Source organism: Rhodosalinus sp. K401 (genome assembly GCF_041365735.1).
Taxonomy (GTDB): domain Bacteria; phylum Pseudomonadota; class Alphaproteobacteria; order Rhodobacterales; family Rhodobacteraceae; genus Rhodosalinus.
The window spans coordinates 132,039-145,481 of sequence record NZ_JBGFSI010000004.1 but is presented as its reverse complement, the minus strand read 5'-3'; the positions used below and the strand labels follow the sequence as shown (position 1 = coordinate 145,481).

14 protein-coding genes and 1 tRNA gene are annotated in these 13,443 nt (G+C 69.7%); 8 read left to right on the top strand and 7 right to left on the bottom strand.

The window, feature by feature from the left end; all coding sequences use genetic code 11:
- Positions 1-26 precede the first annotated feature (26 nt).
- Positions 27-419, top strand: a complete 393-nt coding sequence (locus tag AB6A66_RS06620; protein WP_371055262.1) for a hypothetical protein — start codon at positions 27-29, stop codon at positions 417-419.
- A gap of 176 nt (positions 420-595) precedes the next feature.
- Positions 596-766 (top strand): DUF1127 domain-containing protein, encoded by a 171-nt coding sequence (locus AB6A66_RS06615; RefSeq protein ID WP_371038136.1) that lies wholly within the window; start codon positions 596-598, stop codon positions 764-766.
- Positions 767-1,054: 288 nt separating this feature from the next.
- Here AB6A66_RS06615 and AB6A66_RS06610 read toward each other — a convergent pair.
- From AB6A66_RS06610 to leuC, 7 genes are all read right to left on the bottom strand, one after another.
- Positions 1,055-1,131 (bottom strand) — tRNA-Pro (locus tag AB6A66_RS06610).
- A 55-nt stretch (positions 1,132-1,186) separates the two neighbouring features.
- Positions 1,187-2,293 (bottom strand): 3-isopropylmalate dehydrogenase, encoded by a 1,107-nt coding sequence (leuB, locus tag AB6A66_RS06605; RefSeq protein WP_371055261.1) that lies wholly within the window; start codon positions 2,291-2,293, stop codon positions 1,187-1,189.
- Between the two features lie 35 nt (positions 2,294-2,328).
- On the bottom strand, positions 2,329-3,531 hold the full coding sequence (locus AB6A66_RS06600) for an endonuclease/exonuclease/phosphatase family protein (RefSeq protein WP_371055260.1): 1,203 nt from the start codon (positions 3,529-3,531) through the stop codon (positions 2,329-2,331).
- Complete coding sequence (locus AB6A66_RS06595; RefSeq protein ID WP_371055259.1) at positions 3,420-4,241, bottom strand: hypothetical protein; 822 nt, start codon at positions 4,239-4,241, stop codon at positions 3,420-3,422. Before AB6A66_RS06595 ends, AB6A66_RS06600 begins: the two co-directional genes overlap by 112 nt.
- Positions 4,242-4,531: 290 nt before the next feature.
- Positions 4,532-5,137 (bottom strand): 3-isopropylmalate dehydratase small subunit, encoded by a 606-nt coding sequence (gene leuD / locus AB6A66_RS06590; RefSeq protein WP_371038140.1) that lies wholly within the window; start codon positions 5,135-5,137, stop codon positions 4,532-4,534.
- A gap of 225 nt (positions 5,138-5,362) precedes the next feature.
- Complete coding sequence (locus AB6A66_RS06585; protein WP_371055258.1) at positions 5,363-5,902, bottom strand: class I SAM-dependent methyltransferase; 540 nt, start codon at positions 5,900-5,902, stop codon at positions 5,363-5,365.
- Between the two features lie 167 nt (positions 5,903-6,069).
- A complete protein-coding gene (gene leuC, locus AB6A66_RS06580; RefSeq protein ID WP_371055257.1) occupies positions 6,070-7,473 on the bottom strand; it encodes a 3-isopropylmalate dehydratase large subunit in 1,404 nt (467 codons plus the stop codon).
- A 410-nt stretch (positions 7,474-7,883) separates the two neighbouring features.
- On the opposite strand from leuC, the gene rsfS reads away from it, so the two are divergent.
- The 6 genes from rsfS (at position 7,884) to AB6A66_RS06550 (ending at position 13,408) form a co-directional block, all read left to right on the top strand.
- Entirely contained in the window at positions 7,884-8,249 is a 366-nt protein-coding gene (rsfS, locus tag AB6A66_RS06575; protein WP_371055256.1) for a ribosome silencing factor, read from the top strand.
- 4 nt (positions 8,250-8,253) lie between these two features.
- The gene (gene rlmH, locus AB6A66_RS06570; protein WP_371055255.1) at positions 8,254-8,724 is read left to right on the top strand and encodes a 23S rRNA (pseudouridine(1915)-N(3))-methyltransferase RlmH; all 471 of its coding nucleotides are present in this window, start codon (positions 8,254-8,256) and stop codon (positions 8,722-8,724) included.
- Between the two features lie 105 nt (positions 8,725-8,829).
- Positions 8,830-10,353, top strand: coding sequence for a 2,3-bisphosphoglycerate-independent phosphoglycerate mutase (gene gpmI / locus AB6A66_RS06565; protein ID WP_371055254.1), 1,524 nt, complete (start codon positions 8,830-8,832; stop codon positions 10,351-10,353).
- Positions 10,350-11,480, top strand: a complete 1,131-nt coding sequence (locus AB6A66_RS06560; protein ID WP_371055253.1) for a murein hydrolase activator EnvC — start codon at positions 10,350-10,352, stop codon at positions 11,478-11,480. Before gpmI ends, AB6A66_RS06560 begins: the two co-directional genes overlap by 4 nt.
- Positions 11,481-11,484: 4 nt before the next feature.
- Complete coding sequence (locus tag AB6A66_RS06555; RefSeq protein WP_371055252.1) at positions 11,485-12,825, top strand: S41 family peptidase; 1,341 nt, start codon at positions 11,485-11,487, stop codon at positions 12,823-12,825.
- Between the two features lie 100 nt (positions 12,826-12,925).
- Positions 12,926-13,408, top strand: coding sequence for an RNA pyrophosphohydrolase (locus tag AB6A66_RS06550; RefSeq protein ID WP_371055251.1), 483 nt, complete (start codon positions 12,926-12,928; stop codon positions 13,406-13,408).
- Positions 13,409-13,443: the final 35 nt, after the last annotated feature.

The window sequence follows — 13,443 nt, the reverse complement described above, 5'->3', positions numbered from 1 at the left end:
GCAACGCCTCGACAAGGGAGAGATGCATGAAAACCGCCGCAGACCCGGTCGCCATGTCGGTCGCCGCCTTCCGTCTTTGCAGCCACACGATCGAGGCGCAGATGCGCATCGGCACGCTCATCGCGCGCAGTTGCTTCGACGTGATGTTCGCCTCGCCCTGGATGCACGGCGCGCAACCGGCCGCGCCGCGGCCCGCGCGGCCCACGCCAAGCGCCCGCAAGGCGAAAGCGCCCGCGCGCAAGCGGCCCGCCGCCAAGCCCGCGACGCCGACCGCGACGATTGCGGCGCGGCCGGCGACGCCGCGGATCGTCGCGTCCACCGACACGCCGGACAACCCGCCCCGTCCGAAGCCCAAGCGCGCACCGTCTCCGCCGCCGCCGATGCCGGAGCGCGCCTCCACCGGCACCGACGAAGGCTGACGCGCGGCCGCCAGGCTTGCGCCAGGCGTCATCCGGCTATGCAGCGCCGCCCGTGGTCATGCGGGCGGGCGCTGTCTATCTATCCGGGCAGGGAGGAAACACGCAAACCGAAGCGAGGTTTCCAGATGACGGACTCGACAGCAACAGACTTCGCGCCAACCCGGCGCAGCGGCTTCATGGCTTTTCTCGTGGCGATCGGCGACGCGCTCGCGATGGCCAGCGACGTGGGCCGGCGCGTGCACCGCGTCGACACGCTGAACGACATGACCGACGATGAACTCGCCGCGCGCGGACTGAAGCGCGACGAAATCGTCCAGCACGTCTTCCGCGATCTCTACTACATCTGAGGCCGGGCCCGGGCAGGGCCCGCCCCACTCCGGCGTGCCGGACCGCACAAGGTCGCAGGCGGGACGCCGCATCGGTCTTTCGACGCAGGGACGGACAGGCCCGGGGCTGCATCCCGCCGCCGCGAGTGGTGAGGCTGTCGGCGGCGCAAGCCGTACCCTGGAGTGTGACGCCTGGCCCGACGCGGCGCGCCACGGCGCGTCTTCCGGGCGCGGATCTCTGGCCCGAACAGCCTTGCAGCGCCTGCGCCCTTGCGGCCTTCGGCCCCGCCGTCATTCCTGTCCGATGAATGGTCGGAGTGGCAGGATTCGAACCTACGACCCCCGCCTCCCGAAGACGGTGCTCTACCAGGCTGAGCTACACTCCGACCGTGACGCGCCGCATAGCCCCTCGCGCGGGGCTTGGCAAGAGCGGATCGCGGCTCAGAGGCTCTCGTCGAGAGCGGCGAGAACGGCGTCTCCCATCTCCCGCGTGGAGGCGGGGGCGCGGCCTTCCGCGTTCATGAGATCGGCGGTCCGCACGCCCTTTGCGAGCACGGATTCCACGGCGCGCTCCAGCCGGTCGGCCTCCGCGCCTTCGTCGAAGGAGTAGCGCAGCGCCATGGCGAAGGAGAGGATGCAGGCGCAGGGATTGGCCTTGCCCTCGCCCGCGATGTCCGGCGCCGAGCCGTGGACCGGCTCGTAAAGCGCCTTGGGCCGGCCATTCGCCATCGGCGCGCCGAGCGAGGCCGAGGGCAGCATGCCGAGCGAGCCCGTCAGCATCGCCGCGAGGTCGGACAGCAGGTCGCCGAAGAGGTTGTCGGTCACGATCACGTCGAACTGCCTGGGCCAGCGGGTGAGCTGCATTGCGCCCGCGTCGGCATACATGTGCGACAGCTCGACGTCGGGGTATTCCGCGTCGTGCACCTCCTGGACCACCTGCCGCCAGAGCACGCCGGATTCCATCACGTTGGCCTTCTCCATCGAGCAGACCCTGTTCGAGCGCCGGCGGGCGAGTTCGAAGGCCGAGCGCGCGACGCGCGCGATCTCGCTTTCGGTGTAGCGCTGGGTGTTGATGCCCACGCGCTCGTTGCCGTCCTCGATGATGCCGCGCGGCTCGCCGAAATAGACGCCCGAGGTCAGCTCGCGCACGATCATGATATCGAGCCCGGCCACGACCTCCGTCTTGAGCGACGAGAACTCCGCCAGCGCGTCGAAGCACTGCGCCGGCCGGAGATTGGCGAAAAGATCCATCTCCTTGCGCAGGCGCAGAAGCCCGCGCTCGGGCTTCACCGAGAAATCCAGATCGTCGTATTTCGGGCCGCCGACGGCGCCCAGAAGCACCGCGTCCACCTCCTGCGCCTTGGCCATGGTGGCGTCGGCGAGTGGCGTGCCGTGCATGTCGTAGGCCGCCCCGCCCACCAGGTCCTCCTCCACCTCGAAGGCCAGCCCGCGCGTCTCGCCGAACCAGTCGATGATGCGGCGCACCTCGGCCATCACCTCGGGGCCGATCCCGTCACCGGGCAGGATGAGAAGCGAGCGGGTGGACATGGGCGAGGGCCTCCTTCGACAGGGTTCGCGACCGCCTACTCACTGGCTTCCACGGGGTCAAGCGGGGCGAGATCCACCCAGACGAGGCGGTGACGGCTGGCGTGTGCCGCGGTTTCGGCAAGGGGGCCGTCATCCGGCCAGAGCACGCCCGCGGCGGTCACCTCCCAGTCCGCCGACGGCAGGACGTAGTCGACGCGCAGGTTGCCGGGCGCCGGTTCGCGCCAGTCGGCGGTGTCGCGCGCCGGGTCGCCCGCGTGGCCGGGGCCGGCGGCGGCGCGCCCGCCTTCGCTGCCGGGGCGCGCGTCCTGCAGGCGCGGGTCGTCCAGAAGCGCGCGGATCGCGGCGTGGCGCCCCTCGCCGTCCACGGGATCGAGATTGGCGTTGCCGAGGATCACGAAGCGCGCATCCGGCGCGGGGCCGAAGGCGCCGTCCATCACGTGCCGCCAGAGCAGGATCTCGTCGTGGTTGCGCCGCCCGTTCATGTCCTCGGGGCCGTCGAAGACGGGGGGCGAGGCGGAAAAGGCCATGATCACGAGCAGGGGGCCGGCCGCCGGACGCACCGGCACGATCCAGTGCCCGGTCGTGGACAGGCGGCGCACCGCGCGGTGATCCTCGGGCATCGCGTCCGGCACGAGCGCGCCCGGCACCTCCGCCCAGAGCAGGTCGCTCAGGTCGCGCGCCGCCGAGCCGTCGATCGGGTGGCGCGACAGGAGCGCCATGCCGCCGGCGCCGGCGAACCGTCCCCAGCCCTGCGCATCGCCCGGCCCGCCGAGCCGCCCGTCGCCATCGAGGTCGAGGCCCGTGGCCATGCCGGTATTGGGCCGACGCGCGAAGAGATGCGGAAACGCGTGGCCCGCCTCCGCGATCCGGTCGCGAAAGGCGCCGAGCGCCGCGAGGCCGTGATCGTAGTCGATGCCGGTCAGCAACAGCACGTCCGGTGCGGCGTGGGCGATCGTCTGCGCGGCCGCGGCGATCTGGGGGTCCTCTCCGCGCAGGATGTCGCGCAGCAGAAGGCCGGGCCCGCGGCGCGTGAGTTCCGCGTGGAACGTGGCAATGCGAAGCGGATCGGCGGCGGCGGGCGCGACGAGTGCAAGCAGCGCCAGCGCGGCAAGCGCGGCCGCGCGCCTCAGGCGGCGGCCAGCTCTCCGTAGGTGCGGCGGCGCTTTTCCTCCACGAGGTCGGCGACCCTGTGAAGGGCGATACCGCGCATGATCATGCTGGTGGGCAGGAAGGCCCATACGCTCATCATCCAGATCAGGGTGTGCGGATCGCCGAAATGGAGCGGTCCGAGCAGCACGCCCGCAAGTGCCACGAGCGCGGGAAGGATGAAAGGTACAAGGCAGCCGATCGCGACGTTCAGCCGGGCGTCGCGCCGCAGGCGCAGCAACACGTCCCCGCCGCTCGTCGGGTCGAAAAGCGGCATGTTCACCCAGACGTTGAAGGCGCCGGACTGCAACGGCCAGTTCAGGAGGCGCACGAGCAGCGCGAAAGCGGCGAGCGTCGCGGCCGATACCAGAAGCGCGAGACCCGCCGCACTGAGCGCGATGTCGAGGTAGGAGACGGGCGCCGTCTCGGCCAGCGCGATCAGGAGGAGCCGGACCGGGGAATAGGGGAAATCCGCCAGGTCGCCGATCAACAGGCCCAGCGAGAACATCGCCCCGGTGAAGAGGGTGGGTTCGATGACGTCGGCGCAGACGACGGCCGTCAGTGCGACGACCCCGAAGAGGCTTGCGAAGCGCAGGCGATTGAAAGGCGGCGCGTCGCGGAATTCCACGAAGCTGGGGTAGTCGGTGGCGTATTCCATGAAGGTGAAGGCGGCCGCGATCAACGCGATGAGCGGGATCAGCAGCCCGGAGGACGGGCTGACCCCCGGAAGCAGAAGCGCCGGCGCGATGACAAGCGCCAGGACGCAGAGCGCGCGCAGAGTTGCGCCGACGAGCCGTCGCATCAAGGACTTATCCCTTCGTACCCGAGGGGAACGATGCAATGCCGTTCCCGCGTTTTTTGCCGTTTTCCGCCGGGACGGACGGCCTGCCTCATTTTTGCCCGATTTCTGCCCTTTTCCGTCCCAACTCTCAAGTTGCCCGCCCACCTAACGGGGAGATTGCGGCGTTTTCGGGGAAAAACTGATGCGACATTGCACCAATCCGGGGTCGGATAGGCACATTTTTCGCCTTTTTTCAACATTTTGTGGGTAAGGGGCGCGGGCCCACAATGCTGGCCTGCGCCGAACGCCCCTCAGACCCAGGGGCGCGCGGCGGAGGCGCGCGATTCGAAGGAATCGATCGCGGCGGATTTCGACAGCGTGAGGCCGATGTCGTCGAGGCCCTCGAGAAGGCAGTGCTTCATGTGGGCGTCGATCTCGAACGGGTAGACCGTGCCGTCGGGCGAGGTCACGGTCTGCGCCTCGAGGTCCACCGCGATGCGGGCATTCGCGCCTTTCTCGGCATCGCGCATCAGCGCGTCCACGGCCTCTTGCGGCAGGGCCACGGGCAGGATCCCGTTCTTGAAGCAGTTGTTGTAGAAGATGTCGGCGTAACTCGGCGCGATGATGCAACGGATGCCGAAATCCTTGATCGCCCAGGGCGCGTGCTCGCGAGAGGAGCCGCAGCCGAAATTCTCCCCCGCGATCAGGATCTCGGCATCGCGATAGGGCGCCCGGTTCAACACGAAATCCGGGTTCTCTTCCCCGTTCTCGTCGTAGCGCATCTCGTCGAAAAGATGCTTTCCGAGCCCCGAGCGCTTGATCGTCTTCAGAAACTGCTTGGGGATGATCATGTCGGTGTCGACATTGATCAGGGGAAGCGGGGCAGCAATGCCGGTGAGCGGGGTGAATTTTTCCATGTCTCGTCTCCGTCAGGGCCGGCGGACGGCCGGCGATTGCGGCTGTGGGTCAAGGGGATCCGTCGGCAGCGAAGAGCGCTGCGCCGCCGACGCCAAGGGGTGGAGGGCCCGTAGCGCGGCCAAGGAAGCGCCGATCCGGCGGGTCCGGCTCCGCCCTTTCCACGGGCTGGCGCATCGTTCGATCGCGGCGCCACGGTGCCGCCCGGCACATCCCCCGCAGAGGGTTCATGCCCGCTTTTCCACCAGGAACACTTCGCGGAACTCTCCGAGAACGCCGATGCGCGGGTCGTTCAGGGTGATCATGCGCACACCGCACGAGGGCGCCCAGGCAAGGATCAGGTCCGAGAGGTCCGTGCCGAAATGGAACGTGACGAGCGCGCCGCGCGAATCGATGGGATTGCCGTGATACTCGGGCTCGGCGAAATGACGCACGCCCTCGGGGCCGTAATGGGCGCGCCGTTCGGTTTTCGGTTTGCCCTCGTAGACGGGGGTCGTGAACAGCATCCGGCCGCCGGGCTTCAGCGTACGCTCCATCTCGGCAAAGCAGGCGGCGGGGTCGTTCACATGCTCGAGCACGTCGAGATGCACATGCAGGTCGATGCTCTCGTCCGCGAAGGTCAGCGCCTCCAGGTTCTCCGAGCGCATGCTCGACCGCGTCTCGCCCGGCGGAACGTCGGGGAAGAACTGCGAGCCGATATACCCCGGGCACTCGGTCCGCATGCGCGCCGAGATCGACCGGTCGGCCGGCGACGACTCGTGCAGCACCAGGCCCCGCCAGTCGGGGCACAGGACGTCGAGGCACCATGCGAAGGCCCGTTCGCGCGGGATGGACCCGCAGGAGGAACACAGCAACCCGTCGCGCAGCCAGTCGTGCGCGCTGACGAACTCGGCATCCGTCCTGCAGACGGGGCAGGTGCCCTGATGGCGGTGGATCAGAGCACCTCGCGCACATCGGTCAGCCGTCCGGTGACCGCCGCGGCCGCCGCCATCGCCGGGCTCATCAGGTGGGTCCGTCCGCCGCGGCCCTGGCGGCCCTCGAAATTGCGGTTGGACGTCGCCGCGCAGCGTTCGCCGGGGGCGAGCTGGTCGGGGTTCATGGCTAGGCACATGGAACAGCCCGCAAGGCGCCATTCGAAGCCCGCTTCGGTGAAGATCTCGGCAAGGCCCTCCTCCTCGGCCTGCGCCCGCACGAGGCCGGAGCCCGGCACCACCATGGCGCGAAGGCCCGGCTTGATCTTCCGGCCCTTGAGCACCGCCGCGGCGGCGCGCAGGTCCTCGATGCGTCCGTTGGTGCAGGAGCCGATGAAGACGGTGTCGATCTCGATTTCCGACAGCGGCGTGCCGGGCTCGAGCCCCATGTACTCGAGCGCGCGCCTCGCCGCGCCGGCCTTGCCGCCCGCGAAGCTGTCGGGATCGGGCACGGCGTCGGTGATCGGCAACACGTCCTCGGGGCTCGTTCCCCAGGTGACGACCGGCGCGATGTCCTCCCCGCGGATGGTCACCACCTTGTCCCATTCCGCGTCCGGGTCGGAATGCAGCGTCCGCCACCAGTCCATCGCCTGGTCCCACTGGGCGCCCTTCGGCGTGTGCGGGCGGCCCCTGATGTACTCGAAGGTGGTCTCGTCCGGCGCGATCAGACCGGCGCGCGCGCCGCCCTCGATCGCCATGTTGCAGACGGTCATGCGCCCTTCCATCGACAGCGCGCGGATCGCCTCGCCGCAGTATTCGATGACATGGCCGGTGCCGCCCGCCGTGCCGGTATGGCCGATCACGGTGAGCGTGATGTCCTTCGCCGTGACGCCGGGGGGAAGCTGCCCGGTGATCTCGACCTTCATGTTCTTCGATTTCCGCTGGATCAGCGTCTGCGTGGCGAGAACGTGTTCCACCTCCGAGGTGCCGATGCCGTGGGCGAGCGCCCCGAAGGCCCCGTGGGTCGCGGTATGGCTGTCACCGCACACCACCGTCATGCCCGGCAGCGTCCAGCCCTGCTCGGGGCCGACGATATGCACGATGCCCTGCCGGATGTCGTTCACCGGGTAGTAGTTGAGGCCGAATTCGCGGGCGTTGCGGTCGAGCGCCTCGACCTGGATGCGGCTTTCCTCGTTCTCGATCCCGTTCACGCGGTCCGGTGTGGTGGGCACGTTGTGATCGGGCACCGCGATGGTGCGTTGCGGCGCACGGACCTGGCGGCCGGCCATGCGCAGACCCTCGAAGGCCTGCGGGCTGGTCACCTCGTGAACCAGGTGACGGTCGATGTAGAGAAGGCTGGTGCCGTCCTCGTCCTCGTGCACCAGGTGGGCATCCCAGATCTTGTCGTAAAGCGTCTTGGGGGACATTGCGGTCTCTCCCGGTTTCGGGTGTCAGGGGGCTGGACGGGTCGGCCGGCCCGCGGCGTCGCGCGCCACGGGGCGTCTGCTCATAGCCGGGCGAGAATACTCCGCGCCGCGCCGAAGAAGCGCCAGGGCAGACGCGCCCGATCGTCCATGTCGAAGACCCGCATCATGGGGCATGAGATACTACCGCGGCCCGCGACTCGCAAGCCTGTCGGCAGCTGCGTGGCCCCGTCGCGACAGCGCCGCGCCCTGAAGGGTCGCGATGCGAGGTTTCATTGAAATGCGGCCGTCCGCTTGCTACCTTCATGACAGGTCCGGCGCCGGGGCCTGCATGCGGCGCGTCAGACAAGGAGGACGATGTCCTGTCTTTTCACGTTGATGCGGCGTCTGCCGCAGACACCGGGATGCCCATGATGAGCCATCCCGCAAACGAGGCTTCGGACATCCCGCTCGCCTCGCTCATCCTTTCCACTCTCGAGGACGCCAAGGCCGAAGACGTCGTGCAGATCGACCTGCGCGGCAAGTCGGCGATGGCCGATCTCATGGTGATCTGCTCGGGCCGGTCGTCCCGCCAGGTAGCGGCGATCTCGGACCGGCTGGTGGACACGCTCAAGCAGGAGCGCGGCGTTCACTGCTCGGTGGAGGGCAAGGAGGCTGGCGACTGGGTGCTCATCGACGCCGGCGACGTGATCGTTCACGTCTTCCGGCCGGAGGTGCGGGAGTTCTACCAGCTCGAGAAGATGTGGATGACGCCCGCGGCGGCGGCCAGCCGCGCCTGAGGGCGTGCGCGTCCACATCTGCGCCGTGGGTCGCCTGCGCGGCGGCCCCGAACGTGCCCTGATCGACGACTACCTCGCGCGCTTCGATCGCGCGGGCCGGGCGCTGGGCCTGACGCTGGGCGCGGAGCACGAGGTCGAGGCCCGCCGCGGCGGCGGGCCCGAGGCCGAAGCGGCGCTTCTCGAGAAATCCCTGCCCCGCGGCGCCGTCGTCGTCGCCCTCGACGAGCGGGGGCGAACACGCTCCTCACCCGACTTCGCCGATGCGCTTGGCGCTTGGCGCGACGGCGGGCGCCAGGATGCGGCCTTCCTTCTCGGCGGCGCGGACGGGCTCTTTCCGCCGCTGCGCCAGCGCGCCGACCTGTTGCTGTCCTTCGGCGCGATGGTCTGGCCGCACGCGCTGGCGCGGGTGATGCTGGCCGAACAGCTCTACCGGGCCGCCACCATCCTTGCAGGGACGCCGTATCACCGGGCATGACCGGGGCCGCCGCGACTTTCCGCACGTCTTTGCCCCGCGCGAGGTTCAATCCCGGCGCCCGGGGCGCTAGAAGGGCCCCGTGGCAAGGAAAGCGAGGGCAGGGCGATGGGCGCTCCGAAACCGGTGGTGCTGTGCATTCTCGACGGCTGGGGGCTGCGCGCGGAGACGGAGGCCAATGCGCCCGCTCTCGCGCACACGCCCAATTTCGACCAGCTCATGGCCGCCTGCCCGAACGCCACGCTGGTGACCCACGGCCCGGATGTGGGTCTGCCCGAGGGCCAGATGGGCAACTCCGAGGTGGGCCACATGAACATCGGCGCGGGCCGCGTGGTCACGATGGATCTGGGGCGGATCGATGCCGTCATCGCCGAGGGTCGCTTCGCCGAACGCCCCGCGCTCCGGCGCTTCATCGAGGCGCTGACCCAGACGGGCGGGATCGCCCATCTCTGGGGTCTGGTGTCGGACGGGGGCGTGCACGGCTCGCTCGATCACATGCTCGCGGCGGCGCGCGCGATCACCGACGAGGGCGTCGCCGTGGCCATCCATGCCCTGACCGACGGGCGCGACGTGGCGCAGAAATCCGCCGCCGAGTATGTCGCGCGGCTGGAAGACCAACTGCCCCAGGGGGCCTATATCGCGACCGTCACGGGGCGTTACTATGCCATGGACCGGGACAACCGCTGGGACCGGATCGCGCTGGCCTTCGAGACCATCGTGCAGGGCAAGGGCCCCCATGCGCGCAGCGCGGCCGATGCCGTCGCCGAAGGCTACGCGCAGGGGCTGACCGACGAGTTCTTTCTTCCGACCGAGATCGGCGACTACACCGGCATGGCCGACGGCGACGGCGTCTTCTGCCTCAACTTCCGCGCCGACCGTGCGCGCGAATTCCTGCGCGCCCTGGCCGAGCCGGGGTTCGACGCGTTCGAGACCGGCCCGCGCCCGGCGCTCGCCGCCTGCCTCGGGATGGTGTCCTATTCCGACGCGCACGACGCCTACATGGACACGCTCTTCGAAACCGAAGAGATCGCGAACACGCTCGGCGCCTGGGTGGCCGCGAAGGGCCTGCGGCAGTTCCGTCTCGCCGAGACCGAGAAATATCCGCATGTGACCTTTTTCCTGAGCGGCGGCGAAGAGGTCCCGGCGCCCGGCGAAGAGCGGTACATGGCTCCGTCGCCGCCGGTCGCGACCTACGATCTCGCCCCCGAGATGTCGGCCGGCGAGGTCACCGACCAGCTGGTGGAGGCGATCGGCGCGGGCTATGACCTGATCGTCGTGAACTACGCGAATCCCGACATGGTCGGCCATACCGGGGATCTGGATGCGGCGATCCGGGCCTGCGAGGCGGTGGACGAGGGCCTCGGCCGCGTGCGCGCGGCGCTCGCGGCGGCGGGCGGCGCGATGATCGTGACCGCCGATCACGGCAATTGCGAGGTGATGGTCGATCCCGATACCGGGGCGCCGCACACCTCGCACACGACGAACCCGGTGCCGGTGATCCTTGTGGGCGGGCCGGACGGCGCGAGGCTGCGCGATGGCGGCCGGCTGGCCGATCTCGCGCCCACGGTGCTCGAGCTCATGGGGCTGGAGGCACCGCCCGAGATGACCGGCCGGAGCCTGATCGCGCGATGAGATCGCTTGCCGCGCTTCTTCTGGTGCTCTTCGCCTCGGCGGTCGCCGCGGCGGAGACGGACCCGGCCGCGGCGGCGCGCGGGGCGATCGAGGAACTCGAGGCGGCCGCGCAGGCGCTGGAGGCCGCAGAGACCGCGCGCGACCGGGTGGCGGCGTTGACCGAGACGGTGCGCGGCTTCGAATCCGGGCTCGCCGCGATGCGCGAGGGGCTGCGCGCCGTGTCGATCCGCGAACGCCAGCTCACCCTCGAACTCGAGGCGCGCGAGGCCGAGGTGGCGCGGCTGCTCGGGGCGCTCCAGTCGATGAGCGCCGCGCCGGCACCGCTTCTTACCCTGCATCCGTCGGGCCCCCTCGGGACGGCCCGCGCGGGGATGCTCGTGGCCGACGTGACGCCCGCGCTGCAGCGGCGGGCGGAGGCGTTGTCCGCAACCCTGACGGAGGTGGCGACACTCCGCGCGCTTCAGCAGGGCGCCGCGCGGCGGGTGGAGGAGGGCCTTCTCGGCGTGCAGACGGCGCGCACCGCGCTCAGCCAGGCGGTGGCCGAACGCGAGGATCTGCCGCGCCGCTTCACGGCCGACCCGGTCGGCATGCAGATCCTGATCGCCGCGACCGAAACGCTCGAAGGCTTCGCGAGCGGGCTCTCGGGGATCGTGCAGGACGAGACGCCCGTGCGCCTGCCGCCGGTCGTGCAGCGCAAGGGTGACCTGCCGCTACCGGTGCAGGGCACCGTCATCCGCCGCGCGGGCGAGGCCGACGCCGCCGGGATCGTGCGGCCCGGCATCGTGGTGGCGACGCGTCCGCGCGCGCTCGTCACGACGCCCGCGGCGGCGACGCTCCGTTACCGTGGCCCCTTGCTGGATTACGGTCTGGTCTCCATGCTCGAACCGCAAGCCGGGGTACTCTTCGTCCTGGCGGGTCTCGACGTGGTCTTCGGGGAGGTCGGAGAGGTGCTGCCAGAGGGAAGCCCGGTGGGCCTCATGGGCGGAGAGGACCCGCAGGTCGGGGCGATCGTGTCACAGTCGGGTGATGGGGCTGGAAGAGACCGGAGCGAGACGCTCTATATGGAAGTCAGAGCGGGCGGGGAGCCCGAGGATCCGCTTGCGTGGTTCCGCAGCGAGAAGGACTGAGCAGATGAAGAAATTCGTGATCGCCGCGCTGGGCGGCATAGCGGCCGGGATCGTCGCGACGACGCAGGTCGCCGGCCCGTTGCTGGCGCAGGAGAGCGAGAGATCGACCAGCGTCTACGAGCAGCTCGACCTCTTCGGCGACATCTTCGAGCGCATCCGCGCGCAGTATGTCGAGGAAGTGGACGAGGGAGAGCTGATCGAGGCGGCGATCAACGGCATGCTGACATCGCTCGATCCGCATTCGAGTTATCTTTCGCCCGAGGACGCGGCGGACATGCGCGTCCAGACCCGGGGAGAGTTCGGCGGGCTCGGGATCGAGGTCACGCAGGAGGACGGCTTCGTGAAGGTCGTCTCGCCCATCGACGGCACGCCGGCGGACGCGGCCGGAATCGAGGCGGGCGATTTCATCACCCATGTGGACGGCGAGTCGGTTCTCGGCCTCACCCTCGACGAGGCGGTGGACCTGATGCGCGGGCCGGTGGGCTCCGAGATCATCATCACCGTCGTGCGGGATGGCGAGGGAGAACCCTTCGACGTCTCGATCATCCGGGACACGATCACGCTGACGGCCGTGCGCACCCGGCTCGAGGGCGAAACTGTCGTGCTGCGCGTCACGACCTTCAACGACCAGACCTACGACAACCTGAAGGAAGGGCTGGCCGAGCAGATCGAGGCCGCGGGCGGCATGGAGGGCGTCAACGGCATCGTGCTCGACCTGCGGAACAATCCCGGTGGGCTGCTGACCCAGGCGATCCGGGTCTCGGACGCGTTCCTCGAGAAGGGCGAGATCGTCTCGACCCGCGGGCGCGTCCTGACCGATGGCGATCGCTACAACGCCACGCCCGGCGACCTGGCAGAGGGCAAGCCCATCGTCGTCCTGATCAACGGCGGCTCGGCCTCGGCGTCGGAGATCGTGGCCGGGGCGCTTCAGGATCACCGCCGCGCGGTGGTCGTGGGCACGCGGAGCTTCGGCAAGGGCTCGGTGCAGACGGTGATGCCGCTGCGCGGCGACGGGGCCATGCGCCTGACGACGGCGCGCTATTACACCCCGTCGGGCCGCTCGATCCAGGCGCTTGGCGTCTCCCCCGACATCGTGGTGGAACAGCCGCGGCGCAGGGCCGAAACCGAGGAGGACGCAGAGGACGGGGCACGCCCGCCGCGCTCGGAGGCGGACCTGCGCGGCCGGCTCGACAACGACTCCCTGTCGGAGGACGAAATCCGGCAGATCGAGGAAGAGCGGTCCAAGGCCGAGACCGCGGCGCGGCTGCGTGAAGAGGACTACCAGCTCGCCTATGCGATCGACATCCTGAAGGGCATGGAGGCGCTCGGGCCGGATCAGCCCTGAGCCCGGCATCCGGGCGCGGCGAAGGCATTGTGCGACGCCTTCGCCGCGCCCCTGGCCGGACAGGGGCCGGCCAAAGCTCTTGCCCAGAGGAGTGCGCCGGATGACGCCCGAGGAGATCGCCCGCCTGCCCTACCGTCCCTGCGTGGGCGTCATGCTCTTGAACGCGGGCGGCGACGTGTTCGTGGGCCAGCGCATCGATTCCGATGTGGCCGCCTGGCAGATGCCGCAGGGCGGGATCGACGGGGACGAGACGCCGCGCGAGGCCGCGCTGCGCGAGCTTCGCGAGGAAACGGGCATCACCGCCGACCTGGTGCGCGTCGAGGACGAGACCGAGGGCTGGGTCACCTACGACCTGCCCCACGACCTCGTGCCCCGGATCTGGAAGGGGCGCTACCGCGGGCAGAAGCAGAAATGGGTGCTGGCGCGGTTCCTGGGCACGGACGCGGACGTGGACATCGCCACGGATCACCCCGAGTTCTCGGAGTGGCGCTGGATCCCGGCGCAGGATCTTCCGGGCGTGATCGTGCCCTTCAAGCGTGTCGTCTACGAGCAGGTTCTCGACGCGTTCCGCGCGCGGCTCTGAACCGGGCGCGGCGCGGACTCCAAAAAAGAACAAAA

Bases quoted from the DNA above. Each gene is read 5' to 3' on its own strand.
- leuC (WP_371055257.1), bottom strand. From the start codon at position 7,473: ATGTCCCCCAAGACGCTTTACGACAAGATCTGGGATGCCCACCTGGTG.
- leuB (WP_371055261.1), bottom strand. From the start codon at position 2,293: ATGTCCACCCGCTCGCTTCTCATCCTGCCCGGTGACGGGATCGGCCCC.
- AB6A66_RS06615 (WP_371038136.1), top strand. From the start codon at position 596: ATGGCTTTTCTCGTGGCGATCGGCGACGCGCTCGCGATGGCCAGCGAC.
- AB6A66_RS06595 (WP_371055259.1), bottom strand. From the start codon at position 4,241: ATGCGACGGCTCGTCGGCGCAACTCTGCGCGCGCTCTGCGTCCTGGCG.
- gpmI (WP_371055254.1), top strand. From the start codon at position 8,830: ATGGGCGCTCCGAAACCGGTGGTGCTGTGCATTCTCGACGGCTGGGGG.
- AB6A66_RS06550 (WP_371055251.1), top strand. From the start codon at position 12,926: ATGACGCCCGAGGAGATCGCCCGCCTGCCCTACCGTCCCTGCGTGGGC.
- AB6A66_RS06600 (WP_371055260.1), bottom strand. From the start codon at position 3,531: ATGGGCCTTCCTGCCCACCAGCATGATCATGCGCGGTATCGCCCTTCA.
- AB6A66_RS06555 (WP_371055252.1), top strand. From the start codon at position 11,485: ATGAAGAAATTCGTGATCGCCGCGCTGGGCGGCATAGCGGCCGGGATC.
- rsfS (WP_371055256.1), top strand. From the start codon at position 7,884: ATGAGCCATCCCGCAAACGAGGCTTCGGACATCCCGCTCGCCTCGCTC.
- leuD (WP_371038140.1), bottom strand. From the start codon at position 5,137: ATGGAAAAATTCACCCCGCTCACCGGCATTGCTGCCCCGCTTCCCCTG.
- AB6A66_RS06560 (WP_371055253.1), top strand. From the start codon at position 10,350: ATGAGATCGCTTGCCGCGCTTCTTCTGGTGCTCTTCGCCTCGGCGGTC.
- AB6A66_RS06620 (WP_371055262.1), top strand. From the start codon at position 27: ATGAAAACCGCCGCAGACCCGGTCGCCATGTCGGTCGCCGCCTTCCGT.